We start from the raw sequence: 26,296 nt of genomic DNA, 5'->3' as shown, positions 1-26,296 counted from the left end.
TAGGATACCGGCCCCCAGCGCCCAAAAGCATCGTCCCGATAGACCAAAGACCGACGATGCATTAACATTCAAATTGGACCACTCGATGGGGGCACATCAGGCTGATCGGCGAGCTGTGCTGGACCTTTGACCGGCTGGCGCTGCCGCTGTGCCATCCGACAGTGGACGGGCTCAAACCCAGCAACGTGATGATGTTCAAACAGCTCTGCAAAGCGGTGTTGCGGTTTGAACGCCTGGAGCTGGAAGAGACCGGCGAGACCTATGAGAGCGAGACGCGCAACGGGGTGCAGATCAAGGCGCGGCCCGAGGTGGCGGAGCTCTGGCGCGCTGGAGAACTGACGCCAATTTGGACGCCCGATGAAGAGCAAGAAGCGATGCGAGACCTGATCCGCACGCGCAAGCAGGCAATGGATGCGGTGAAGGTGGCCATCGGGCGCAAGAACTGGATGTTCTCAGGCTCCGAGGGGGGCGGTAGAGCCATGGCCATAGCCTTCACCCTCATCGAAACCGCCAAGCTCAACAAGGTCGATCCCCAGTCTTGGCTCACATGGGTGCACGGCAGGATCACCGACCACAAGATCACGCGACTGGACGAGCTGATTCCTTGGCGTTACGTTACCCAAGCAGCGTAACAGGCCGCATCGGAACAGCGCCAGAGCGCCATTCACCGGACAGTCACCAAAGATCGTCAAAGCAAGAGAGGCTAAAAAACAGGAAATCCTTCCGGTGCTTCGCCAACTCGATGAAAAACAGACAAACCTTTTCAAGAGAGTTCTAAGAGAAAACGGTAATTTTTCAAAGAGTTAGAGTAAAAGGCAGTCGACACTAAGAGCAAGGAAACCAAGGACCATACCGGCAACTAAGGCGCCCAATTTCAGGTTCCGAGAGTCCTGTCAATGAGCTCTACTTCGTGCAGTAATAGCCGCCCACGCCATCATATTTCACTTTGAAACGGTTGCCCGGGCAGGCGGCAAAACGGAGAGGGCCAAGGGCATGGAGGTTGAACATGTTGTCCATTTCCTGCCCAGGTTTGAGAGTTCTGCCATAGGTGAACCAAGTGCTTTCGTTTTCACCACATCCCTTGGCATTGGGCAGGTCCGCCTCAACACAGTAAGCCGCGAAAATCTCGAAATCGCAGGTGTTCATTGCCCGATAGATCGAGCGCCCGTCGCTGGCTTCTCCCTTGTCGATTTGAATGCATGGCTCGACATTTGGAATGACTGCGTTACAGATGCCGTCAAACTCTTGCAGGGCTGCGTTCAGGGTCTCAAGGCTCGATGTTTTGCGGGCGCGATTGGCTTTCTTAAGCTCTTTCTCGGCCCGCCCGATCAATCCGCGAAGGTGTTCGCGGCTTTCGCTCCAGTTTTGGTCACGTTTTATCGTCGAATGAACATCCTTGACCACCCCGGCAATCGCCGCCCATGGCGTGAGTTGTTTGGCCTGATTCAGAGACAGTGTCCAAGCCGCGCCTTTGCCATCACCTTGCATTCCTGCGATGGAAAGCTGCCCGGCTGTCGACAGCCCGCCGATAACCTTGATCATCTGAGCCTCGACCTGATCGGCGGATCCTGTGATGTTGCCCTTGTAGATCGAAGCCGAGTTGGCAACGATCCGTGTGAGTGAAAGGGCACGATCCGTCCATTGTCCTACGGCTGACAGAAATGCCTCATCGTCCATTTCCGAAAGGCGTTCGGTCATGTCCTGCATCTTTTCCATCGCAAGGCCATAGTTCTTGAAGCTGTCATCGAAATCGGTGGAGGCAATCTCGGCGCGCCGGTCGGGCCAGTCGGCGCAGAAATTCACCACCTGATCCGCCGACATACCGTTCATCTTGCTTTGGGAGATGGCCGGTTGGCTGAACAACCCAAGCGATAACATGGCCAACAAGAAGAGGTGCGGCGTGATGAAAAATGAACCGTACATTAGGCAGTCTCATATTTCGTAATGAATTTCATCTTTTTCTCTCCCTCTATTTCTCCTACTTTCAAAGGCAATGAGCAAGTCAGCCGAAGAACGCCTGCGAAAGGCCCGGGAAACCGCCTCTTTCTGGATGGGTTGCGTGGGCTTCGCCATTGGCATCTTCGCGGTAACGCCCGCCCTCGTCTTACGCTTCGGGTTTGGCACCTCGTCCGCGCTGTTGCCGATTGTTGCGGCGATTGGCTGGTTGTTCTGCATTGCGATAACCGCGGTCTTCGTTGGTATGTTCCGCCGCTCTGACGATGGCGCGACGTTCCTCGTCTACATTGGCACTTGTCTGTATTTCATCGTGGTTGGGTTCATTCCCGAAGCGTGGGGCCTTGCCTTGGCGCGTTTGGTCGGGCTGATCTGATGGTGAAACCGAATAGCATGACCTTGCGGGCACCCGAGGGGGATTATTACCCGATTACCGTGATGAAGACCCACGTCGAGATGGGCTCGGTCGTGTGCAAGGGTGATCCGCTGATTGATCTGCGCAGCCACCAAGGCCGGACGCTTCGCGTGCGCGCCCCAGAGGATGGCGTGGTCACCTCTCCGCCGCATGGCGAAGGGTTCACGCTTTATGAAGCTGCGATCTTGTTTAGCATAGACGTTTCCCAAGCAAAGGACGCGCCCAAGGCCAAGCCAGAGCCGAAACCCGAAGCACCGAAAGCGGAATACGCCGGTGTCAGGGGCGCAGGCCGCGCCGCGGGGGATCAAAACGCAACCGAGCCCGAGGAGGAACCCGCGTCAAAAGAAAGCGGTCAGCGCGACACCCCGAAGCCCGAATATGCCGGGGCGCGCGGCGCAAAACGTAGTGCACAGGAAAAAGCGGCAACAGATAAGCCCAAAAGCGATCCTCCCAAGCCCAAGCCCAAGCCCAAGCCTGAAAGCAAAACCCAGGCCGGGGAGGCATCGGGCCGCGCGAAATCGCAAGAAAGCGAAAGCCAAACAGCCGATACCAAGGGGTACGGGTTCAGGCCACAGACAGAGACCTATTCGGAGGCCACCGGCGCGCCTCGGTCAGACCCTGCCGCCCGTCAGACGAAGGCCAAGCCCAAGCCGGCCGCCAGCCCGCCCAAGGACCCCCGAGCGCGGCATCGCGCCAAAGCCACCGCCGCCGAACCGACCGCGCCCGAGGCTCCAAAAGGACGTAGCGCTGCCGACCCCGAAAACCTTGCGCCCTTGCCGGGGCCTGTGATCCCCCCCTTACTTTTTTTGCTGACGGCCTTTGCCATCTGGGGCGGGGCCGGAGGCCTCTCGCTGATTGGCTTTGACTACGCCGATCTTCTGCCCACCAGCAAGGAAGAAACCACTGTCACGGTCTTCACCGAGGGTGAACTCCCTGATCTAGGCGATCCTGTCCCGCTAAAGCCCAAGGCCACTCAGGATGCGTTCCAAGAATGGCTCAACGAGGGAGGATTGTGATGCCGCGTTGGCTTATCGCCCTGACTTTTGCGCTTGGGCTTGCCTTGCCCGTACAAGCCGCAGGACCAAAGCACCAGTTTGAATCGAAACCGTTCACGGCAAACTTCACAGTCGATGGATTTCCGCGCTGCGGTTTCGCCGAGAATGAAGCTGGCTTTGGCCTGTTGTATTGGAAAGCCAGAATCCAGATCGGTTCTCTTATGGGGGGCGCCTTGGTTTCCAGCACCTTCAACTGGAATCTGCGCGGCGGCGGTTCCCCCGGTGCCACGGTCTGCCTGCCCCATGGCCTGCCGGGACGCGATCCGGTGATGATTAGTCTGAGTGACATCATGGATCGCGCCACCGAAGAGCGCCTGCTTTCCGTTTATGACGTTGAATTGCAGGTGGTTTTCTACAATCCCAAAGACCAGGACCGTTATGGTATTCTGATTGACGCAGGTGCCATCGGCAAAGCGAACCAATGGTCATTCAATGTGCCCGGCTCCCCGGATTGGGACGAGATGTTTTTTGTGCATTCTATTGATAACATGAAAGGGGTCTCCCCAAACTACGTTGATCGCAAGAAAGCCATCGAGATATTCAAAGAAGGCGAGATTGTTGATGTGCATCTGAATGACATCAAGGTCAGTGCTTGGGATGCCATGCATTGGTGGCGCAAGAACAACAAACTTGCGGAAACGGTGGCCATGGTTGGTGCGGTCAACCGTATCCGCGAAGGGGTGCGCACCGCCTATGGGCTTTATCTCGAAGACTATGAATACAACGTCTATGATGATCGGGTTTTCATGCATGAAGTGCCGCGGCAGCTAAAGTGGAAATACGAGCGCCTAAGCGACATCCCCGAACGGTTTCGCAGCGGACGCGATAGCACCTATGAACAGGTCCAAAGCGATGCACGCGGAATACTCTCCAACGCCCGCCGGTTCATGAACGGTTTGCCTGTCGGCGGGGTTGATGTGTCGCGCTTGCGGCGTGGCCGCCCGCCGGTCTTTGGGGATAGTGGCCTGACCCCTGTCACGATCCGTGGGCCGCTTGAATTTCGGATCTGGGACCACGGCAGCGAAGACGGCGACAAGGTTGATGTTGTTCTGATTGACGAGTTTCAACGAGAGGTCTGGTCAAAACGCAATTTACGCCTGTCCGCACGTGGCCATGGCGATACGGTTCGCGTGTCCCCGGGGGTCTACCAATTGTCGGTTAAAGCGCTCAATCAGGGCAGCTCGGGCGAAAACACGGGCAAAATCCGATTGCAGAGTCAGATTGTGGACGGTCAGGGGACGCAACAATATGACCTCCGAACCGGGGAGGAAGGGACGATGCTTATGACGGTGTTGCCATGAGGAGCACTTTGCAGAATATGGACTGGGCGGCCTGTACGACCGGCCCAAAGCTGCCGCTCCGCTTTCACCGAAAGTGCGGCCGCTTGGCGCCCTATTCCAATTATCGAAACCGATCACGTCGCTGCTCGAAAGCGGACTTTCTACTGGGGTGAAATTTGGCGTGGTGCGCTCCGGTCTATCGCAGCAGCTTGATGCGATCATGCAGACTCAGGGCGCTTGGAATGCTCTTGGCGGCAAGGGCAGCCGAAATCTCGACAAGCGCCTGCCGCGCCTGATCATTTTGCGACAGTGCCTGGCCGTCGGAAGTCAATGCCGTCGCCACAAGCTCCACCAGCGCGTCGCCTGTTTTCTCACGATACCAGTAACCAGAGGGCTTTCGCTCCTTCAGCATGGCTGCCAGCCAGCGTAGGCCGTCAAGACGAAGCGTGGCCCCAAAGCTTGTCGACAAGAAGTGGCAGAAGCGGGTGACGCATTCTTCGTCTCGAGCCAAGTGCGCGGCGGCCCAGCGCTCGTAGACATCCTTCATACGCATAGCCGCGCCGGGTTTCAGCCGGGCCAACGCGGCCTCTTTGCCGAAGCCGAGCAGGTCGCAGATCAGGCGTTCGCCGTAGAACCAGAGGCCAGGTTGAGACCAGCCGGCGGCAAGGCCGTACTCCGCGGTGGCCCGCCAGACACGTTCGAATGCCGCCGGGTCGTCACCTTTCCCCAGACGCAGGAACAATCCCGTAATGAAGTGCTGCAGCGCGTAGTGTGCTGCCGGACCGTGGCAGAGAACCGGTTCCCAAACCTCCCACTCTTCTCCTTCGAGCGCCGATAGCGTCAAGGCTCCTAGCTTCAAAAGGATGTCGTAGCCGAAGTTCTGGCTTGGCAAGTCGTATTCGCCGTACTCGTTTTTCTCCCGCTCCCTGGCGCGCGTCGCGTCGTAGTCCCAGATGCGCAGCGCCAAGTCTGTATCGAGGCGACGGTCGCCAGTGCCACCGCCATCGATCAGCCAGTTGAACAGAACACTGAGGAAGTGGTCGTCTAACGAGCCGCTCCGTCGGCGTTCCGGCTTTCCGCGCCAAGTCTGGGCGCCAGAATTGTAGAGCCTCATCTGGCGCCGGAAGTCTAACCGCCCTACGCCTGCGGCGACACGCTCGAAGTTGAGGTCATCTGGCGTCGCATTCCTTCCACGAAGCGGAAAGCGCCGCAGCCGCGCGAGCCACATAAGCCAGGCACGCTCCGCTTCCTCGTCGTCTCCGTGGTGCGGAGCGAGGACGTTAAGGCCCGACCAGAAGAGCCCGGCGCGGAGCAGCCGCCACCAGGCCGCACCAAGCTGTTTTCGATTGGCATAGGCAACGCCGATTACGACGGCGGTCGCTTCCGTGTCGCCGCTCGTCAGAAGCCGCAGGACGGCCGCGTCCCACTCCTGAACACCGTCTCCATCGGCAAGCCACTGGTGCATTACCGCGTGGGCGATGAACTTCAGCTCGCCGCGGAAACGCTCTGCGCGCCGTCCGCGAATCTCTTCTACCGTAGACGCCACTGCCGCCACACCAGCACGCACTACTTCGAACACGAGATGCTGAGCATCGGGATGCTGAACGAGCCAAGCGTCGCCCAGTGTGATGAGGGTGCCGGCTGCAGCGGACCGACACTTTGACTTCTCGACCTGGTCCTCGCCCTCCGCCCCGGCCTCGAATTCTTCGACAACATTGAAGAGGTACGCCGCTTCATCGTCGCTGAGTGGTTGATCGCCTCGAAGACGCTGCTCGCACTGGGTTGGCAGGAGAAGATATGTCAGAGATGGTGCGTTATCCGCATGCCACGCCTGCACCTCAAGGCGCAGGTCGTCTGGGTACACGAGGTCCAGACTCTCCGCGCCTGTCGTCGGGTCGGTGACCGTCTGATAATTGGCCCGGTCGAGCGCGGCGAATAGCAGCTTGAACTCCAACGCCTCTTTCGGGTCTTCAGGCAGCTCCCAAGTCTTCAGCACCGTTTGAAGACGCCGTGCAAGGTCGTCGTCGGCCAACACTAGCTCGGCAACGACATCTACGAACTTCTTCTGGCGATGGGGCGCCAAGATCCAATCGCGCGCGAAGTCGAACACTACCTGGCCACTCCGCAGCCAGGCCCAATCGGTGAAATTGTAGTCTACGCGCTTTACACGGACACTGTCCCAATAGAACAAGTCTGGAAACGTCAGAAGGGGCGCGAGTGGCCCCCTTAGCAGCGATGGCCGATACTTCGCGACATTGACTAGCACGCTTACAAGCGCCGCGGAGTTCCCCTCCTCGAAAATTCTCTCGATATCAGCATTGATTTCCTTACCTGCGTCTAGCCGCAGCGTAAGCCACCGCTCCAACGCGTCGAGCGCGCAGAACAGATTTCCGCGGCGCATCGAGTCATTGGACTGCGGCCAGTCGAACACCTGCCACCAGCCGAGGAAAGTCTTTTTTGGCAAGTTCGCGAATTGCAGTGTTATTCCGGGCGGCGCGCCGTCACGGCCCCTCATGACCTCCGCGGCCCAGCGCTCCGTACAGAAGTTCACCAGCTTGATGAGCGAGGCGAGCGCGGTTTCCGGGGCCAATTGCAAGAAAGCGAAGAACGGACTCTTCCAGAAGACTGTCGGGTGCGCGTCCTCCGGGTAGTCAAGTCCAAGGTCAATCTCGAGTCGGTGGGACCCGTATTCCCGCTCAGGCTGATCTTCGATAATGAGCGCAAGCAGGACCTCGCTGGCCAACTCGGGGCGCGCGCGCATCAGATACTGAATGCCGTTCTGCTTGATGCAGGCGGTCCGGAAATCCCTGTCGAGCTTGTGACAGGCCCCCAGTGGCCAGGGCGGGAGGCGATCCCGGGATGATCCGATGGAGCGTGGTACCTGCTTTCGCTCCTCGTGCCGAGCCTTGTATTCGGCGTCGGCTCTTAGACGCTCGGCGTGCGCCTTCGCCTTCTGTTGCTGAACCTCAGCGATGCGCCGTTTGACGTCAGCGTCGACCTCTCGGCGCCCCGCTAGTTCAAGCGCCCAGTTTCTAACCTCGGTCGGTAGGTCGGCGACGCCAGCCAACGGTGCGGTGTAAAGCGACGGTTCGCGCATCAAGTACATGACCCCATGGCCCTTCTCGACCTGAACTGTTCGAGCCATGTCGAGCACCATCTCTGCCAATTCCAATCGGAATGGCATCAGCAGGCCGTTGCTCAGCGTCCGCGGTGTCTTCATAAGCCAGGTCTCGATAACCTTCGCTAGAGCGGGTGAAACCACCCCAGCCAGTCTCTCCCGCTGCGCGATGAGGAAGCGGAGAACGGGCGGCCACCGGCCGAAGACAATCGAGCGATAATGCGCCTCCAGGTACAAGCCGTACTCAGCGCTCAATCCCGTTTTGCCGCCGGTCGGCACTGTCGCGATGTGGTGGAAACGCAGAAGCAGCCGCGTGAGGTATTTCTCGCCTTTGTCGAGGAGCAGGTCGACGCGTTCGGTCAAGAAGCGTTCGGCGTCGGGATCCAAGCAGAGCGCATCAAGGAGGACATCGCCCGCTAGCTCATCCTCTATGGACTCCGCGGCCGTAAACGCGACGTCCCAAGCCGTGCCAGTCTCGGCTGGCTGCCGAAGCAGAAACTGCCCCAACATCCGAAGCGCGTTCGTCCAGAGAGGATTGCCAGCCAGGGCGGCCCACTGCGACGTATCCGTCCAAATCTGCTTCAGGAACTGAAAGCGCGCCCAATCCGCCGCAAGATCGTGCTCGAACTCGATGCGGTTGGTCCGCTCGTTCAGGCGTAGCGGAAGCTCGTGGGGCCGTTGGGTGAACGTGGCTGTATCCGCCGGCTCCAACCCGGTCAGCGCGAAGCTGCGCTCGAACGATGCTTCTCGCTGGGCAAGGCGCATCATAAGCGCCTGCACGTCGGCGCGGTCCTTCGTCCAATACTTCCAGAGGCGGTCGGCGACGGCGGTGTGAGACGCCAGTCCGCCGGCGTTCGACCCCAGTGCCGGGCCTGCCTTGATGACCCAGGCCAACGTCCGCAGATTTGTTAGCGCCGCGATAGTATCCTCATGCGCGGCCAACCAATGCAAAGTGGGCAACTTCAGAAGCGCCAACTTCACAGCGTCGCTCTTGAGCGCCTCGACCTCGACGAGATGCGATTTCCGTAGGCCGAGTATGGTCTCTTCGCCTTCGATCCAACTCTGAGTCTGCGTCACGATGACGACTCGCCACGCGGCCTCAGTCTCTTTGTCGTCATCTGGCAGGATGTCTTGAAGCAACCGGCGGATGACAGGGAACTCGCAGGCCTCGATGCGCTCCGCCGAGTCGATGACCAATACGTTCTGCGGCTCCACAGTGGCGTTCAACACCAGCGAAAGCTCGTGCGTAAGCGGGAGAGCGCTGCGGCGCGCTGCGCTAAGCGCCTTCTGCAAATCTTCCGGACCGAACCACACCTGGTTCCAAGATTCGTAGCTGCCGTCCAACACCGTCTTGACCAGCGCTGACTTGCCCGAACCCGATTCCCCCAAGACCGTCGTGACGAGATTGTCGGCGACCGACGCACGGAACGCCGCCTCTTCCGCATTCCGAGATACAACATGGCCTGATGTGAACTCGGTCTCGATCCGCGCCTTGTGGTCCGTTGCTATGTCGGCGAGCGTCTCCCAATCGCGCTTATAGTCTGGGTGATGGCGAAGACGGAACTGGCCCCGCAGCATAGACACGAGGTCCAAGACGGTTACGGTCCCAATACGAAGGCGCACTTCCTTCGCGACGTGTATGAGCCGCTCCCAAAGAGCAATTGCTTCCTCGTTGCGGTCAGACGCGAGTAAGCAGCGGCATCGAGCGATAGCCCTAGCTTGATCCTCCGAATGCGCGAACTGCAAGTCGGTCGGCAGCACATGCAATCGGCGAATGAGCTCGATGGTCTCCTGGTCGGTTTCGCTGCCGGGGCTCTGGACGCTGTTAAAGACCCGCGATTGCCTCGCATTGCTGCGGATGCGGCTCATCGCGAGCGCCATATCTGGACCGTTGCACGCGCTTTTTACCTCGCGCCATGCCGGTTCGAAAGTCGGATGGGTGCCGAGCGTCACTAGAGCTAGTCCGTCGGTCGCGCGGTTAAACGGCCCCTCGGCGTCTCGCCATTGTTCCCAGGCGCGGGTCACGAAATCAGCGGGGAGGCCGGCCGCAGTCACCTGAGTGTTCCCCTTCGCGGAGATCGCCAATCGTCGCGGTGCGTCCGCTGCCTGCGCCGTCAGCAGGAGGTCGTCAATGTGCCAGCCTAAGGTCGAGACTTGCGCTTGGATTTTTGTGACGACGCTACCGATTCCCGGAGCCAGTTCACCCGAAAGGGCTTTCACCAGCTGCCACGCGCTTATCAGGTCTTCGAATTCAAACCCCGCCCCGCTCATTGAGCGCAGCGTCGCAGGCGCGCGCTGCGCGCTGTTGCCTCGAGAAGGTCTCGGCTTCGATGTCTTCCTAGGCGGGGCCATAATCTTCCGAATGTTTGTAGCTCTGCATCCTAGTGATATCTGACGAACGGAGCTATTTGAACGTCCGCTTTTGCTGTGTGGATGGCGAAAGTTGCAGCGCCGCTTTCGGCCCATACCGGACCTTCGCGAGGTTCGCCCTCGCTGCGGCGCAGCTTCCCCAAACCGGCCATCGGTCGCATCGTGCAGCATGTTCTGGCACGCCAAGGTCAGCTGTGCGGACGAAGCTGCCGTTCGCTGCAACGCCTCGATCTGTGCTGCGCTTGCGACACGTTTTGCTCCAAGGGCGGAGAGCAGTCATTCGCTGCGTTTCGCACGAACGACCGCTATGCAAGAAATGTCCCTCAGGATCCTTGCGGAAAGATGGAGTTCCTAGCAACCTATAGACTAACCACTTGTCGATCTGTAGAGAATAGCCATTTCCTGCGGAAAGCCCCACTGCAACGCAGTAGAACTCAGCAAGGTTTTTTTTGATGAGCAGAGTAAAGTCTATTGATTTCCATGACTACAAAACGTTTTCGAAGTTCACTATTTCTGCAAGGTCCAAAAACGTCCTCGTTGGCCCTAACAATGCAGGCAAGTCGACGGCTTTAGACGCATTTAGGATTTCCTTCGATGCGCTTAGGTATGCCGGTCGAAGGAACGCGACTTTTAAGTCCCACGCTGAGGATGGCGTCTGTTCGACTTGGGAAGTGCCGGTGTCGGCTATTCAAACTGACCTAAGATATTGCATACACAACTTTGGTGATGGGCGTGCAAAAATATCAATCAGACTGGAGAACGGAAACTCCTTCATTGTTACTGCATCCAACGACGGGCCATTGGAATGCTATTTAAAAACAGAACTTCAACCTCGAAAAAACACGCAGTTTTTGCGAGATCAATTTCCGCTAAATCTGACTATAGTTCCAACGCTAAGCCCGCTTGAGCAAAACGAAGAACTTGTGCGGCAAGAAACTGTTGAAAGAAACCGGTATGGACGACTTGCCAGCCGGAATTTTCGTAACTTTTGGCTTCATAAAACCGAAGCAGAGTTTGAATCGTTTGCGGATTTGGTTGAGTTGGGCTGGCCGGGTATCAGGGTCCAACGACCTGAGATCGAGAGAGGAGGTAAACGCCCAGTAGTTCGGATGTATTTTCGTGACGGACCTCATGTAAGAGAGGTACAATGGGCTGGGTTTGGCTTCCAAGTCTGGATGCAAACTATGATGCACCTCTCGACCTCAAACCATACTTCAACGCTTATCTTGGACGAACCTGACATTTATTTGCATCCTGATTTGCAGCACCGTCTTCTCAGACTAGTTAGCCAACGGGTTGGTCAGTACTTTATCGCCACGCACTCAACTGAAATTATTAATGATGTCGAACCCGGCGAAGTCTTAATTGTCCGACCCGGATCTAGGAGTGCCAAGAGAATTCAAGGCGAAGCTGGATATTCAGACGTTTATTCTGCGATTGGCAGCTCAGAGAACGCACAGTTCGCCAGACTGGCAAAAACAAAAAAGGTTCTGTACTTCGAAGGCAATGACGCAAGGATACTTTCAAAAATTGCCAAGAAACTTGGAGGGATGGACTTCATCTCAAATTCATCCGTTACTCTCATGAAGACCGACGGATTTGCAAATTGGACCAGAGTCACAACTTCCTCTTGGGTGTTCGAGAACTTCTTTGGGTTCAAGATACCTGTGTCGGCTATTTTTGATCGCGACTATCGGTGTGATGAAGAGATAGATGACTTCATAGAAGGTGTGAGTGTTGGGGATACGCTCTGTCGAGTTCTTCCACGTAAGGAAATCGAAAACCTCCTCTTGGTGCCTGAAGCGATTGCTGCCGTTGTAAAAAAGTTTGGCCGTGATCGGCTACAAGAAAACTATAAAGAAGTTGTCTTTGACGCGATCAACACAAGTGTCGACGAAGTGAAGTCAAAGACGTTGTCGGCCAGGATCGGAGCAAAGATAACCTATGAAGTCGGCAAAGGGTCAAAGAAGGACATCGCGACCATTTCCGCCGAAGAAGAGGCTAATTTCACAAAAGGCTGGCAAGAGGAGGATTTTCGATATCGTGTTGTGCCAGGCAAGTCGGTATTTTCGGCAATCACCAAGAGGATACAAGAAGAGTTGAAAGTCACTGTGACTTCATCTCGTGTTGTTGATGAAATGACAGCGGCTGATATCCCTCCAGAGCTTTTCGAAACCCTTAAGGATGTGAAGCGCCATCTCGATGGCTAGCGTGAAAGCAAGTGATTGCGGCCCTCGTCTGGAGGGTTTGTCCTTTGGTACCTTTGCGGCCCTTAAACGCAGATGTGACGAACGGCCGGTTTGGGCCGCTCTTGATTGACATTGACCTATTGTGGAAACTCGAAAGCAATAATGTGGTGGGGATAGGGCCAGTTTGATGAATGTTTCAAAGACTGTTTCTTGGATTTCTTCGAGTCCATTGGTGCAATTGGCCGATGCTGCTTCGAAGTTGGCTATTTTTGTTGTCGCAGCGGTTTGGGTGTTCGAGGCGGACGAGCGTGAGAGGCAGCGCGAAGACGTTCGAAAAGACAAAATTTACCGTGCCTTTACTATTCTCTCTCAGCAGACATTCCTTCAAGTTGGCGGTCCCATCCCCGGTATGGCTCTCGCCGAGCTAATGGAAGAAGGCATCAGTCTTCGCGGTATGGAGTTAACGGGGGGCACGTATACCGCTGTCAACTTGGATGGTGCCGATTTCCGTAATGGTGATTTTTATGAGCTAGAGTTCAACGGGGTTTCTTTGGTTGGTGCTGATTTTTCGGGAGCTCACTTTACCGATGTGTCCTTTAAGGGTGTAAACTTGAAGGACACCAAGTTCCATGGAGCTGTTTTTTCATCCGGTTCGACCTTTGAGAATGTGGATGGGATTACGAGCACGAGCTTCATAGGTTCAATAGTCTGCCCCGACACGAAATTGCCAGACGGCATTGAAATGGATGAATTAGATCGTTCAGGGAGCCTGGTCGAAGTACCAGAGAACTATAAGCCTGAAGGCTGGTGGGCTTCCATCATAGTGGATTGCATACCCCAGGCCCAATAGTTTAGAGAAACACGAAACTTCCCCCAAAAGGGTCGATGTCTCCTTTGGCTTGCTGCACCGCAGTGATCCGCTTACTGCACGAATGTCCGCAGAGGGCCGCGATTACCGGGACTGCCTTTCTGGGCCTGCGAGATGCGGCGCGGCTGCATGTTGCAGTATGGGCTCAGAACCGGACCTGCGGCAGCGTGCCGAACCGTCCCGCACTCCCAGGTACCCTTACCGGCGCGGTCGGCCCATAAGAGACGTTGACCGTGACTTCGAACGCTGCGGCGCTGCTTCCCGAAAGCCGACACTGCGAGGCTGCACCGCATTTAGGGTGTGCGTGAGATCGTCTGACCTCGAACGCTCGTTCCGCAGTTGCCAATCAAAGTGCCTACGCACACAGTAATGCGACAAAGCCAAGGCACATTGGAGTCGTGATGGGAAAGACCAAGCCAGTAGCAACTGTATTTATAGATACAAACATATTGAAGTTTTCAGCGGTTAAAAAACACGTGTATCGTACAAAGAAAACAACCGTGAATTGGGGCGGCACCGAATTCGAGACGGAAATTCACGAGCCGCATACGGTCAACGATCTGCATAAAATCAAAAATGAAGTCCAGAAGCGCGATGCCGTGGTTCTCGGTATGCTCGCCTACGCCGGAATTTCCGAGTGGCTTGGCTTCTACATTCACCGCGAAGTTGTTCTGGAAACTTGGGGGCTGCCCGGAATGGCAAGCCCGTCTGGGCGATTTTTCGGATGCACCATCCACGAAGTTCCCGACCCGGTTGCGCTGCAGTCGCGCATAATCTTTGGCGGTAACAAGAAGTTCAAAGAGCACATTCTTGATTTTATGTGCAGCATAAAGCAACCGCGCTTTGTCGAACTGACAAAAATGACGGGCGCATACCAGGGCGCAAGCAAGCCATTGAACCTGAACCAAGCACTAGATGCCTACCACATTTGGTGTGCGGAATCGGCTGAAATGGATTACTTTTTGACGATGGACTATAAACTGCAAAAAGTAGTTGGGCGGTCGAAGATTGAAACGTCGGTGAAAGTCGTAACGCCAGACCAATTGCTGCGCTTAGTTATTCCAAAATTTGGCTTCGTGGGGGCCATCAAGTTTATGTGGAACGGTTATAAGTTCGCTAAGCCTCGCGTAGGCTTTGACGAAGGCAAGGGCTGGACTTAAAAAGTAGCCTCGGCTGCGTCGCTTGACGCAAACAACCCTTCGTATCGAACGGTTTGACCGGCCCATTGCTGCCGGTCGGGATTACTCCTACGCCGCAGCTCGGTTTCCCCAAAGCTGACACTTGATCATCCCGGCATCGAACCCCGAAGGGGTAACTCAAGCGCGCCGCAGCGATAGGCGTGCGCAGCTCGAAGCTGCCGATCAGGCTGAATATTCCTTTTGCTGTGCTTAATCCCAGAAATGTCCAGAAACGAAGCTCTTAATGGGAGGCATTCAGCATTATATAGTATTTGCGGAGTTTGCTCGGGCAAAACTGCGAAACGATTTTCTGGTTTCAATTTCAATGCATGAATCATTCAACTTTCAAAGCAAGATAAATTGCCCTGACAAAGGGGTCTTGAAGGTTGGTCGCATCTCCGCCCTCACATATCAACATAATATCAGACTTAATAGCGCTCAACCTGGAGTGATGCATTTCTTCCAGCGCCTTGCCTACTTTTACAACTTGCTGATCTGTCAAATATGCACACCTGCCGGACATCGATAAGGATAAGAAGATGTAAAGCTCAATTTCCCATTTTGGAAAATCTCCGGAATCCAAACTTAATGCGTCCCTTAGCAAGGATTCTGCGCTCTGGTAGTTTCCCGCCTTTAGGTTCTGCATCGCGTCTAGCACGAGGACGCATGCTGCCGCAGCACTGTCACCGATCTCTGCGGCGTACCGTGAGAATCGCTCAAATGACATGGCGTTGCTTTCATGAGGTCGACTGAGAATATCAAGAATTGCTACGCCGAAAGTAGAATACAGCGTCTCAATGGGTTCAGCGAATCTCGATCTATTCTTAAGCGCGGCGCGCATCGCAATCTGAGCAAGCCCAAACCTGCCTGAGTAAAAAAAGTAATTTGCGATACAATGTAGGGAGCGCCCCTCAACCAATCCGACATAATCTATTTCACCTGAATTACGAACTTTCGCCCTTACTTCTCGTAAGATCTTTCGAAAATCAGATTGACGCCCAGAGTACGTGGCGATGTCCATTGCAAAAACTAGTGTATCCAACATCGCCTTAAGGTCATTCATGGCTATAGCTGCCTCCAGCGATGCATCTATGGATTTCGAGGACATAGGTAAACATCTCACGTAGAAGAAGTTCGCTCGCTCTCGAAGGCGACGGTCGTTACTAAGTATCAGCTTTTCGAAGATAGATCCGGCAGAAACTCGATCATCAAGGTTGAACGACAGGCGAGCCACAAAGTACATCAGCTCGTCCCTGCTGAATTTTGGTATGTATAGTTCATCCGATTGTGATTGCACCAGCGTACTCACTTTGCTGACAGAGCTGTGCCAAAATTTTGCACTGACGTCGCCCTGAAAGACGCTGACCTCAGCGCCGGCGTCTTGCCAAATTTCAATTATATCTGAGATGTGAAGGAAATTGGATTCTTCAAATTCCACTTTTCTAGGAGCATGGCCGCAATAGTCGTATATATCAACGATCTTCGGACGTATTTCCCTTAGCGCAGGGGTGATGTCAAATGAGTCACTGAAGCTGTACCCCATAACGACTAGCCTACCCCCGTTGGCAGATGAAACAGATCTCAGAATGTCGCTCGGCGCGTGAGCTGTATCTCCTCCGCGTGCCACTGATGCGATGTCCGCCCGCAGGTTAGATGGATGTTCTGCTACAAGTTCTCCGTCGTAAATTTTGTGCGCTGTTCCGTGTAACTTCACAATATTGGAAATCGAGGCGTGCACTCTTTCCGGCCATAGAAATAGCATTGCTTGCTCAATTAGCGTGTCGAAATTTGTTGTCAATACAGTATCGCCGAGTACGGCCCTTTCGGCGAGGTAAGCATGAAGGCCATTGAAGCGGGAGCCATGATTGGATCTGACCCTCGCGAAATTTAGTGATTCTAGCGCAGGATCAATTTCTGACAGGCATGTAATAATTTGCTCAAATCTCAGCCCCCTGTATATTTCATCCCCATAGAGGCATCTCCTTATAATATCATCTTGAATATCGAGATTGCCTCCAATAGCCTTCGCCAGCTCACTTTTGAAATAGTTCACCGAAGGCAAGTTAGCCGGAGGTGGAACTGATATGCCTGCGCCACATAAGAAGACAGTGCCGTTTGCCTTTTTTCCCATTTAGCTCCCTCAGCTCAATTGGGCCAAATTTTCTGGCGTATGTTAAATGAACTAGGCGAGGTGAGCGGCTGCACCAACTCACCCGCCGAAATTTATGAGGAATAGATACCCTGAGCTAAACTGGGGCACACCCAGCCTAAGCGTCAAGTTCTGCCTCATCCTTTCTAATTCCCCCAATAAACGCTCAAGTAGAGAAGCTGAAGAGGTCCAATAGGGCATTTGCGCAATCTTCTTCGCTCCCAGGCCCTGTGATCAGCGTCATTTTGTGATTAATCGCTTGCCGCAACATAAATTCGACTGTGCCCTTCCCTGCGCTTAGCGTTGCTCTCTGAGCGTGTTGCGACTGGCCGCTATCGCCGATTTGCTGCGCCTGCAACGCCGCAGTCTCACCGTCAGCAGACCGCCCCGACCGGCCGCTTTCCGCCCAAATACGACATTCTTGCAAGGCGCAGCGAAGGCACTGCTGCGTGCGAATGGCTTCCTGAGACCCGCCATCACGCATCAAGCGGGGCGGCGAAATTTGCTGTGATCCTGCTGCCGCACCGCCGCAAGTCAGCTGTGAGCTGTGAGCTGTGAGCTCAAAACCGGATGTCGCGAGGAGCATCAATGTCGGCTTTTATTTTATTAGTGCCTAGGATAGATTCTCAGTGTAAAGATCACTCGAACCATAGCTGCAGCACTTCTTGTTTTTTTGTTGGGCCTGATGACAGGACTCGGCGACCGTTCGCACGCGACGATAGAAAATTGCAATGGTGGGCATTGCGAAAACCACCTGCATACCTCTGTAGTCGGTCATCATGTTGACCACGCCTCAGTTTTGCCGAGCAGAAGCGCACCACATGAGCCAGACGGCACGACGCACGAAGGATGCAATCCACTCCTTTGCAATGCCGTTGTGCTCACGGCGCAGGATTTCCAAGCGACAACTAACCGATCCGTGAATGTAACGGCATGGCAGGCCTCAAACTTCTCGACGCTCAGTGAACCGGACAATCCGGACAGGCCACCTAACGCTTAAAACAGATTTTCGACGCTGTTCACGGCAGTGAACACGTTCCAGTGTGCTGCGATTTATTTGCGGCACCGCTCTGTTACACAACATTAGGACCAGTACATGAACCGAAAATATCTCCTGATCGGCACTTGCGCCGTAGTAGTCGCCGCTGCCTATATTACTCTACGCCCCGTCCCGGTTGAGAAAGCCGCACAGTCAGCGCCCGACGAGGGCAATGCTATGGTGGCCATACAGATGCCTCCTATCGAAGGAAACGCGGCCATCGGGCAACGGATATTCGAAAACGCGTGCGCCGCATGCCACGGTAGCAACGCGGCAGGCGTTGAGGGCGCAGGGCCGCCACTGATCCATATTGTTTACGAACCCAGCCATCATGCAGACGAGTCCTTTCAAAGCGCGGTCGCAATGGGCGTCAGAAGCCACCACTGGCAGTTTGGCGACATGCCTCCAGTTGAAGGCTTGACCCGCGGTGACGTGGCTATGATCATCGACTACATCCGCGAAATCCAGCGCGCTAATGGAATAAACTGAGGGTTCCTCAATGAACAAGCTCACCACATTTGCATTGATTTCCATGCTTGCCACAAACGCATTTGCCCATTCGAGCGTGGACACCACCACACCGGAAAGCGGCGCGACGGTTGCCGAAGTGCCCTCAAAGATCAGTTTCAATTTCGCGGATGATATTCGCCTGACAAAAGTCAACATGATCCATCAGGAGGCTCACACCGTCACGCTCGAACTTGGAGACCAGACAAGTTTTGGGCGAGCGTTCGCGCTCCCGCTTCAAAGCATGGGTGAAGGCACCTATCGCATTGAATGGCGAGGCTTGGGAGCAGACGGACACGCCATGCAGGGCGAGTTTACGTTCACGGTAGACTAAGCATGCCGGATATCTGGGGAATAGGCGCGATTTTATCCAAGCTGATGCTGTATGTGGGTATTAGTGGTGCGACTGGTCTTTTGATCATTCGGGCTGGTTTTGCTGACTTGGTGTCGCCTCTGAGCGGTATGATGCGTGGTCAGATTGCTCTGTTAGCGGGGCTCGCGCTTGCAAGCTCTGTCCTTGGGTTCATGCTGCGCGGCGCAACCCTGACGGGCGGGACTGATGGTATGACCGATCCAGAGATGCTCGGTCTGCTGTGGCAGACCTCTGTTGGCGACGTCCTGGTCTATCAGGTTGTCGGGACAGCTTTGATGATTTTCGGGGTATTCATGCCCCTAATCGGCCAATGGATCGCGCTTGTCGGTGGAATGATCGTGCTGTGGTCATTCGCCCAGATCGGGCATGTCCCCGATTTGGAGATAACCGGCGTCCGTGTGCTTTTGCTCCTGCATCTTCTGGGTGTCGCGTTTTGGATCGGCATCCTTGGACCGTTGCGCGCCCTGTCTCAACGGCCAGAATATCTGAACAACGCGGCCATGTTGGGGCATCGGTTTGGGCAGGCGGCTTCGGTTATTGTCCCTGCTTTGATTTTGGCCGGACTGCTGTTGGCTTGGATGTTACTCGGCGATGTGTGGGCGTTAATGACAACTGGCTACGGCCAAACCCTGCTAATCAAACTTGTGCTCGTGGGCGCGGTCTTGATGTTGGCCGCCGCAAACAAACTTCGCTTCGTCCCGGCCATGCAATCCGGGGACAAAAAAGCCGCCCGCCATTTGGTACGCTCCATTGAAATCGAAGCCGTGATCATTCTGGTGGTCATTGCAGCAACCGCGACGCTCACCAGCGTCTTGACCCTACCCAGTTGAGGCAGCCCATGATCAAGCGGGATTTTTTGATCGCTACATTTGTCGGCTTCGCAACGGGTGCAGGCGCTGGTCACGAAATGGATGACCGGGATTTGACCAATGGGCAGACCTTTTACGCCGAACAATGCGCGTCCTGTCATGGCGTCAATCTCGAAGGACAGCCGGATTGGCAGACGCCTGACGACAACGGTATTCTTCCTGCGCCACCCCATGATGAGACCGGGCACACATGGCACCACGACAACCAGCTTCTGTTCGAATACACTCTGCTGGGTGGGGAAGCGGCGTTGGCCGCGCGCGGCGTCGACGGCTTCACGAGTGGCATGCCCGGATTTGGAGGTACCCTCTCCGACGACGAAATCTGGGACATTCTCGCCTTCATAAGGTCCACTTGGCCTGAGCGCGTTCAAGAAATTCAAGCATGCCGCAACCCGCCGCACCAGTGATGCAATGTTTTGGGAGCAGCCATAGGATTTTGGACAACCAAAGTTCACTTTGTCCGCACCCCTTCTGTTCGATGATGGTTGGTGGCTGCACGCGCGGCGAAGGTCTGTTCTTTCCATTGCTCGCGCAGCATTGGACCGCCGCCCGGGTGGCAGATCGCCAGACTTTGCAAATGTCGCTATCTGCGCTTCTCTGACCTGCAAGCCGGGCGCAGCATCCCCTGGGTCAACTGGGCAGACTTAAAGGTCCGCTTCCAAGAAGCCTTTCGCGCAGGCAGCAGTGCCTTCGCTGCGCCTTGCATGAATGTCGTGATGGGCTGGCTTGCTTCATTCGGTGGTAGGAAGCGGACGGGGTATCTATACAACCAGGCAGCCGTAGCGCCGCAAGTGGGTCGTGGGTCCTAACCGACGATGGATCATATCGTTGGTCACGTTGACGGGGCAGATGTTACGCCGCACTGTCGACATCTACGACCTCGGGCTCGGCCATACGCTCCTAGGCACCTTTTCGCCGAGGATCTTTTGGGATGGCAACACTTTGCAGCAGCAATGGTTATCTTTGCGGACAGCAGAAAGAACGGAGCGGCATCATGAGACGGTTATTGGTTCTAATTGCGGCAGCGGGCACCTCTTTCGGGGTGACTGCAGAGGGAGGAAACCACAAATCTGGACAAGGGCATTCTGGCGGTGCGTACAAAGTAACCAATTGCCCTCCGGGTCTCGCCAAGAAGAACCCTCCTTGCGTTCCGCCCGGTCAAGCCCGCAAGTACGACCGTGGAGATGTGATCTATAAAGATTACATCGTCATCGGCGATCCAGGGCGGTACGGACTTAATCGCGAGCAGACCTACTACCGCGTGGGTGAATATGTCTATCGTGTTGACCGCGATACGCGCGAGGTGCTGGACTTAATTGGCGCGGTCGCGCGCGTCTTGGACTAGTGCGCGAATGCACAGCTTTGGCTCGAGAGTTTCGAACCGAGACAGATCGATGCGCGACCGAGGCTGGATGACGTAAGAGCGGGATTGCCGCATTGATCCTTTCCCCCCCCCCTTTTTTTGTTCCACTTATGTTCCATCAGGCGAAGCGGAGCAGCGAATGCCTCTTTTTCTTCATGTCTGCTGTGAGTGCGGTCACGTTGGCAAGATCGAGGTAAGCCTCCGCGACAACCATCATGCAATTTTTCAGAAAGCGAGATGTAGCATGTGTCGCTCCAGCGGGAGGCGGGGAATTCCTGTCAACGCGTTGTTGGGTCGGGGGTACGAATGCAATTTAGAGGTTGAGGTGTTGAGGGTCCGGACGCCTGACACCCGCTGAATGTTGGGCTGCCCGATTTGATTTCGGCTTGTTCTCGCGCTCCGATGCTTCAGCATTCGCGCTGGCCTTGTTAAGGATGATGGCGGCAAAGCAAAGGGCTGCCAGAGTTTACAAGTGTTGCAACAGATCGAGCTGAGGGGAGTGTTGATGAGCGCAGAGAAAATCAAAGTTGAGCGGCTGGAGAATGGGCGGGTCAGCGTTCGAAAGGGAACTTGGTCCGATGTCTTCCCCGAAGATCGGAGAGAGCAATGGGCGGCATGGTATGAGCGGATGCATGTCGAATATAGCTATCTCGGATACCTGGATATGGCGAAAGCTCTGCGGGATTTACCAGAATGATAACCCCGGACTTCAACGCGAGGTCCGGGGTCCGTTTTTGTGGCACCAACACTCTGAAAACAAAGGCAAACCTACCTACTTAAAATCCCCAGGCTTTAGCCGTGCGGGTTCGAGTCCCGCCGCCCGTACCAATCTGAAGATAAAAGATTTTTTCCAACAATGAGTTTGCCTTCAAAGGCGTCCGGTGCACGAGTTGGTACAGGTTGCGTTCTCAGACTCGTCGTTTCCTGATTTCTACGACCTTCGACGCCCTACTAGAGCGGTCGCGGGGGGGAAGGTGGTGCCCTCAGTGTGCTGGTCTGCGGGCTTCAGGGGGGGGGGTGGACCTATCTGTGAGGTCTCCTGCGGGCCGAGAAAGGTGTGTTCTGTGCGGCCCTGTCTATGGTGAAAACGATCCGGCCAACCTTGGGGCAGCGGACCGGCAAACGGGAAAAACGCGCGGGGCGACGCCTTTGGGGCGCGGTTGCCAAGGCTGGCACTCTCTGAGGCAGATTGGAAAGTGATCGACTGCCTGCGGGCCTTGCCGGAACTTGGCGAAAACGGGGGCGTGAAGGGATAAACCCTTTCGTCGTCCCGTGAGAGGACCGGCAGCAGGATCTTTGCTGCCGGCCAAAGTGACTCCGCGCGTCAGAACCGGGTGATGACCGTGGCGCCGACGGATTGGAACTTGTCCATGCTCATAAGGGCCTCGGGGGCCTCGGAGAGGCTGATCTGATCGCCCACCAGCCGCGCCGGATCAAGCGTCCCGCTGGCGACCATGTCCAGCATCGCGCCATAGCGGTGCGCCTGCATCCCGTGCGAGCCGAGCAGCTCGATCTCCTGGCCCACGATCTTGGGCATGGGCACGGCTGGGGCGGCATGGTCTCCCAGCATCAGACCGACCTGAACGTGTTTGCCCCGTGGTCGCAGGCAAAGGATAGAATTGGTCATGGTGACCGGATGCCCAAGCGCATCGAGCGAAACATGGGCGCCGCCGCGTGTCAGTTCCTTGATCGCTTCGGGCACATCGGCCTCGCCACCGTTGATGACCGCAGCGGCACCGAGATCTTTGGCCAGGTTAAGCTTGGCCTCATCGAGATCCACGCCGATCACATTGGCCCCCGCCGCCGCCGCGATCATGACGGCCGACAGCCCGACACCGCCACAACCGTGTACGGCCACCCATTGGCCTGCGCGCACCTTGCCCTGATCGATGACCGCGCGGAAGGATGTCGTGAACCGGCATCCGAGGCTGGCGGCGGTCGCAAACCCCATGCTCTCCGGCAGCGCCACAAGGTTCAGATCGGCTTGGTGGATGGCGACATATTCTGCAAACGAGCCCCAGTGAGTGAAGCCAGGCTGTTCCTGATGCAGGCACACCTGCTGTTGGCCTGCGTGGCATTCGCTGCAGCTGCCGCAACCGCAGATAAAGGGGACGGTGACCTTGTCGCCAACCTTCCAGCGGGTGACGTCCTTTCCCACCGCCTCGACCACGCCGGCCAGCTCGTGGCCGGGGACATGCGGCAGATCGATATCGCTGTCATGACCCATCCAGCCATGCCAGTCGCTGCGGCAGACCCCCGTTGCGGCAACCTTCAGGACGACACCATGTGGCGCGGGGCTCGGGTCTGCGACCGTGACCACCTTCGGGGCGTGTTGGAACTTTTCGAACAGGACAGCTTTCATCGGGGTGTCTTTCGGTTCTGGGGTTTAATCAAGGCGATCATATCGTTTCCTGTGGAAAGACCCCTGTCAATCTTGCAGAAATCCAGGTGACCCTGAGCGGGATCTCCTCTCTGTTCCTCACTTTCTGAAAGCTTCTGCCCTTGCCTGACCTTGATGCCGTAAACGTTCATCTCCTGTCCCTGCTGCAAGAGGATGGCCGTATGACCAATGCGAAACTGTCCGAAACCCTCGGGATGAGCGAAACACCCTGCTGGCGCCGTTTGAAAAAACTGGAGGAAAGCGGGGTCATCGAAGGGTATCAAGCCAATCTGAACCGCCGCAAGCTGGGGCTGGGCGTCATGGCCTTTGTACAGCTGCGCTGTTCAGAACACGATCAAGCCGCCACGGCGGAGTTCCAACGGATTGTCGAGACAACCCCGAATATACTGGCCTGTCACAACACCACCGGAGCGGACGATTTTCTGCTGATCGTCGTGGCGCGGGATCTGGACGATTACAGCGCCTTTGTCGACAGCACCCTGCGTCGCCTGCCGGGGGTCACCAGCATTCGCTCGAACCTTTCACTGAAAGAGATGAAAGCGTCCAACAAACTACCGGTGAGGCCGTCTGGGAGGACATGACACCAATGACATGACGCGGCAAACCCACGTTGCGACAGCCGTCCGCCGTCGTCGGTGCGGCCGTGACGGATCACCGAACGGATATGAAGGGTGCCTTGCCGCCCTGCGCCGCGATTGTGCAAACGTCGGCTGTGTCAAACTGAGGCTGGCCGCGCAGTCTCGCGAGCCGGCAAAGAACCCCGCTCCGGGGCGCCAGGGTATATCCGTAGCGCGATAGCCCACCTTCAGCGCGTGAAGCGCACTGGTGACCTGGCTGCGATGGTGTGGTCGCGGGTCTGCCCCGATATCGTCGTGGCAATCGAAGAGGTTGTCGTTCTGCCAGCCAGAATAGGCCGCCATCTCTTGAATGTCGTCGCTTGTGATCATCGTGATCTCTCAAAACAGCCCGGTTGTTTGGGCGTTACAAGGCCCTGCCGGTCATCGTGGTGCAACAGGTTTGCGTATGATGGGCCGGTGGAGTGTTGTGCGGAGATCCGTATCGCCGTGAGCAACGGGCCGCCCTGTGGTCCGCTGCTACCCACCGTCCGTGACAACGAACCGGTGGAGGATGCGGCGCACGATGGGCGCGACGACCAGCACGGTGGGAAAGGCAATCGCCCAGGAGGGCAGCCAGGCGGAGAGCCAACGCGGTACAAAATCGGCTGCAAAGCCGATGGCCAGGAATGTCGCCACGCCAGATATCAGCAGCGACATGAAGCAGGACAGAAGAAAGCCGAAAGCAATATGCTCAAGCTTGCGTGGAATGAACGGGCGTATCATGAAACCTCTGCATGGGTTTGACAGGGGGAACGGCGGTTGTGGACATGCAGCTTGGTCTATTCGGCTGCGGCGCGCGTGTCATCTGTAAGGGCCATCCATGCATCGTTTTGTGACAGGAAGATCCGGCCGTTCAGATCATCGATCAAATGAGACCGTTTCAGCCGATCCATCACCGGGCCTTTGACCTCGGACAGATGGAGGCCGACACCCATATCCCTGAGCCGGGCGTTCACCGCTTCAAGGCTTTCGAGGGCGGAATAGTCGACCTCGTTCACCGCTGAGAACATCAAGACGACATGCGCGATGCTGCATCCTTCGGTGACGCGGGACTGGACAAGATCCTCCAGAAAACGCGCGTTGACGAAATAGAGGCTTTCGTCGATCCGCAGGCTGAGCACGCGAGGGTCGGTTTCCACCTCATGGCGCAGCACGTTGCGAAAATGCTCGCTGCCGGGGACGCGGCCGACCTCGGCCACATGGGGCCGCGAGGTTTTGTAGAGTTGCAGCAGGACGGACAGGATGACCCCGGCTGCGACGCCAACCTCGACGCCGAGCGTGAGGGTCAGCACGATGGTTGCGGCAACGGCGGTAAAATCCGCGCGGCTGTAGGTCCAGGTTTTTTGCAGGATCGACAGATCGATCAGCGACAGCACCGCCACGATAATGGTCGCAGCGAGGGCAGCGTTTGGCAAATAGTAAACCAAGGGCGTCAGCGCGACGGCTGCAATCGCCAGGCCAAGGGCGGTGAAGGCCCCGGCGGCCGGGGTTTCCGCGCCGGCGTCAAAGTTCACGACGGAGCGCGCAAAGCCACCGGTGACGGGATAGCCGCCGGTGAAGGCCGCCCCGAGGTTGGCGGCGCCCAGGCCGATCAACTCCTGATCCGGGTCGATCCGCTGACGTTTCTTGGCGGCAAGTGTCTGGGCGACCGATACGGATTCGACAAACCCGATGATCGAGATCAGGATCGCGGGCACCAGGAGCGCCTGCAAAAGCTCGGCGGAAAACCCCGGACGTGTCAGCGGCGGCAGGCTTTGCGGGACGGCGCCCACGATCTTGACACCGTGGCCGGCGAGATCGAGCGCCCAGACCAGAGCCGTGGTGCCGACCACGGCGGCAACTGGCCCGGCCTTGGCTGCAATCTCGGTGACCAGCGTCGCGGCCCCAAGCCGTTTCAGCGTCGGTTTCAGGCCCGTGCGGACCCAGAACAGGAATGCGGTCGCCGTGACGCCGATGGCCAGCGTGATCCAGTTGATCTCATGCAGCTGCGTCCAGAGCGCCACCAGTATGTCCGGCAGCGTATGCCCATGGGCCGGGACGCCCAGGATATGTTTCAGCTGGCTGGTTGCGATAAGAATGCCCGAGGCGGTGATGAAACCAGCGATCACAGGGTGGCTGAGAAAATTGGCAAGAAACCCCAGCCGGAACACCCCCATAAGGACCAGAAAACCGCCCGATAGGAACGCAAGCGTCAGCGCCGCGATCGCGTAGCCCGCGGTGCCTTGCTCTGCAACCTGACCGATGGCCGAGGCGGTCAACAGCGAAACCACCGCGACCGGGCCGACGGCCAGCGCACGGCTGGTCCCGAAGAGCGCGTAGAGCACGATCGGCGCGATCGAGGCATAGATCCCGGCCTCAGGCGGCAGACCTGCCAGAAGGGCATAGGCAAGGCTTTGCGGGATCAGCATGATCGTGACGATCAATGCGGCGATCATATCGTTGGAAAACGCCTTGCGGTCGTAAGTACGCCCCCAGTCGAGGACCGGCAGGTAGCGGCGTAAAAGTCGGGTCATGATCTTGTCCAGAAAATAGGGCAGGGGGCTGATCTTTGC

20 protein-coding genes are annotated in these 26,296 nt (G+C 56.5%); 14 read left to right on the top strand and 6 right to left on the bottom strand.

What is annotated here, in order from left to right; translation table 11 throughout:
• Positions 1–188 precede the first annotated feature (188 nt).
• A complete protein-coding gene (locus MHM88_RS12430; protein WP_239365394.1) occupies positions 189–632 on the top strand; it encodes a transposase domain-containing protein in 444 nt (147 codons plus the stop codon).
• Positions 633–903: 271 nt separating this feature from the next.
• Here the strand turns inward: MHM88_RS12430 and MHM88_RS12425 are convergent, their stop codons facing one another.
• Positions 904–1,923 (bottom strand): hypothetical protein, encoded by a 1,020-nt coding sequence (locus MHM88_RS12425; protein ID WP_239365392.1) that lies wholly within the window; start codon positions 1,921–1,923, stop codon positions 904–906.
• A 70-nt stretch (positions 1,924–1,993) separates the two neighbouring features.
• Between MHM88_RS12425 and MHM88_RS12420 the strand changes: the two genes are divergently transcribed.
• The 3 genes from MHM88_RS12420 to MHM88_RS12410 are packed head-to-tail and all read left to right on the top strand — an operon-like array spanning position 1,994 to position 4,724.
• Positions 1,994–2,329, top strand: coding sequence for a hypothetical protein (locus MHM88_RS12420; RefSeq protein ID WP_239365389.1), 336 nt, complete (start codon positions 1,994–1,996; stop codon positions 2,327–2,329).
• Entirely contained in the window at positions 2,329–3,384 is a 1,056-nt protein-coding gene (locus MHM88_RS12415; RefSeq protein ID WP_239365386.1) for a hypothetical protein, read from the top strand. Before MHM88_RS12420 ends, MHM88_RS12415 begins: the two co-directional genes overlap by 1 nt.
• Positions 3,384–4,724 (top strand): hypothetical protein, encoded by a 1,341-nt coding sequence (locus MHM88_RS12410; protein WP_239365384.1) that lies wholly within the window; start codon positions 3,384–3,386, stop codon positions 4,722–4,724. Before MHM88_RS12415 ends, MHM88_RS12410 begins: the two co-directional genes overlap by 1 nt.
• A gap of 175 nt (positions 4,725–4,899) precedes the next feature.
• Here MHM88_RS12410 and MHM88_RS12405 read toward each other — a convergent pair whose 3' ends face one another.
• Positions 4,900–10,092, bottom strand: coding sequence for a hypothetical protein (locus tag MHM88_RS12405; protein ID WP_239365376.1), 5,193 nt, complete (start codon positions 10,090–10,092; stop codon positions 4,900–4,902).
• Positions 10,093–10,643: 551 nt separating this feature from the next.
• Here MHM88_RS12405 and MHM88_RS12400 point away from each other — a divergent pair.
• The 3 genes from MHM88_RS12400 to MHM88_RS12390 all read left to right on the top strand — a co-directional run bounded on the left by MHM88_RS12400 (position 10,644) and on the right by MHM88_RS12390 (position 14,408).
• A complete protein-coding gene (locus MHM88_RS12400; protein ID WP_239365373.1) occupies positions 10,644–12,401 on the top strand; it encodes an ATP-dependent endonuclease in 1,758 nt (585 codons plus the stop codon).
• A 166-nt stretch (positions 12,402–12,567) separates the two neighbouring features.
• Complete coding sequence (locus MHM88_RS12395) at positions 12,568–13,230, top strand: pentapeptide repeat-containing protein (RefSeq protein ID WP_239365371.1); 663 nt, start codon at positions 12,568–12,570, stop codon at positions 13,228–13,230.
• A gap of 419 nt (positions 13,231–13,649) precedes the next feature.
• Complete coding sequence (locus MHM88_RS12390; RefSeq protein WP_239365369.1) at positions 13,650–14,408, top strand: hypothetical protein; 759 nt, start codon at positions 13,650–13,652, stop codon at positions 14,406–14,408.
• A 352-nt stretch (positions 14,409–14,760) separates the two neighbouring features.
• Here MHM88_RS12390 and MHM88_RS12385 read toward each other — a convergent pair whose 3' ends face one another.
• Positions 14,761–16,557: a hypothetical protein gene (locus MHM88_RS12385; RefSeq protein WP_239365367.1), complete on the bottom strand. Its 1,797-nt coding sequence runs from the start codon at positions 16,555–16,557 to the stop codon at positions 14,761–14,763.
• 1,114 nt (positions 16,558–17,671) lie between these two features.
• Between MHM88_RS12385 and MHM88_RS12380 the strand changes: the two genes are divergently transcribed.
• The 6 genes from MHM88_RS12380 (at position 17,672) to MHM88_RS12355 (ending at position 21,423) form a co-directional block, all read left to right on the top strand.
• Positions 17,672–18,103, top strand: a complete 432-nt coding sequence (locus MHM88_RS12380) for a cytochrome c (RefSeq protein ID WP_239365365.1) — start codon at positions 17,672–17,674, stop codon at positions 18,101–18,103.
• A gap of 10 nt (positions 18,104–18,113) precedes the next feature.
• Positions 18,114–18,455, top strand: coding sequence for a copper resistance CopC family protein (locus MHM88_RS12375; protein WP_239365349.1), 342 nt, complete (start codon positions 18,114–18,116; stop codon positions 18,453–18,455).
• Positions 18,456–18,457: 2 nt separating this feature from the next.
• The gene (locus MHM88_RS12370; RefSeq protein WP_239365331.1) at positions 18,458–19,324 is read left to right on the top strand and encodes a copper resistance D family protein; all 867 of its coding nucleotides are present in this window, start codon (positions 18,458–18,460) and stop codon (positions 19,322–19,324) included.
• An 8-nt stretch (positions 19,325–19,332) separates the two neighbouring features.
• Positions 19,333–19,770 (top strand): c-type cytochrome, encoded by a 438-nt coding sequence (locus MHM88_RS12365; protein WP_239365328.1) that lies wholly within the window; start codon positions 19,333–19,335, stop codon positions 19,768–19,770.
• 524 nt (positions 19,771–20,294) lie between these two features.
• Positions 20,295–20,708, top strand: a complete 414-nt coding sequence (locus MHM88_RS12360) for a hypothetical protein (protein ID WP_239365325.1) — start codon at positions 20,295–20,297, stop codon at positions 20,706–20,708.
• Between the two features lie 523 nt (positions 20,709–21,231).
• Positions 21,232–21,423, top strand: coding sequence for a hypothetical protein (locus MHM88_RS12355; RefSeq protein ID WP_239365322.1), 192 nt, complete (start codon positions 21,232–21,234; stop codon positions 21,421–21,423).
• Between the two features lie 627 nt (positions 21,424–22,050).
• On the opposite strand, the gene MHM88_RS12350 is transcribed toward MHM88_RS12355, so the two are convergent.
• Positions 22,051–23,088 carry a zinc-dependent alcohol dehydrogenase family protein gene (locus MHM88_RS12350; protein WP_239365319.1) on the bottom strand — a complete coding sequence of 346 codons (1,038 nt, stop codon included), beginning with the start codon at positions 23,086–23,088 and terminating at the stop codon, positions 22,051–22,053.
• A 140-nt stretch (positions 23,089–23,228) separates the two neighbouring features.
• Between MHM88_RS12350 and MHM88_RS12345 the strand changes: the two genes are divergently transcribed.
• Positions 23,229–23,708, top strand: a complete 480-nt coding sequence (locus MHM88_RS12345; RefSeq protein WP_255734618.1) for an Lrp/AsnC family transcriptional regulator — start codon at positions 23,229–23,231, stop codon at positions 23,706–23,708.
• Positions 23,709–24,221: 513 nt separating this feature from the next.
• Here the strand turns inward: MHM88_RS12345 and MHM88_RS12340 are convergent.
• Both MHM88_RS12340 and MHM88_RS12335 read right to left on the bottom strand, forming a co-directional pair.
• On the bottom strand, positions 24,222–24,467 hold the full coding sequence (locus MHM88_RS12340; protein WP_239365314.1) for a DUF2798 domain-containing protein: 246 nt from the start codon (positions 24,465–24,467) through the stop codon (positions 24,222–24,224).
• A gap of 56 nt (positions 24,468–24,523) precedes the next feature.
• Entirely contained in the window at positions 24,524–26,257 is a 1,734-nt protein-coding gene (locus MHM88_RS12335) for a SulP family inorganic anion transporter (RefSeq protein WP_239365312.1), read from the bottom strand.
• Positions 26,258–26,296: the final 39 nt, after the last annotated feature.

The organism is Epibacterium sp. MM17-32, from assembly GCF_022348205.1.
Taxonomy (GTDB): Bacteria; Pseudomonadota; Alphaproteobacteria; order Rhodobacterales; family Rhodobacteraceae; genus Epibacterium.
Note: the sequence above shows the minus strand (reverse complement) of the source record. Positions and strands in the feature narration are given on the sequence as shown.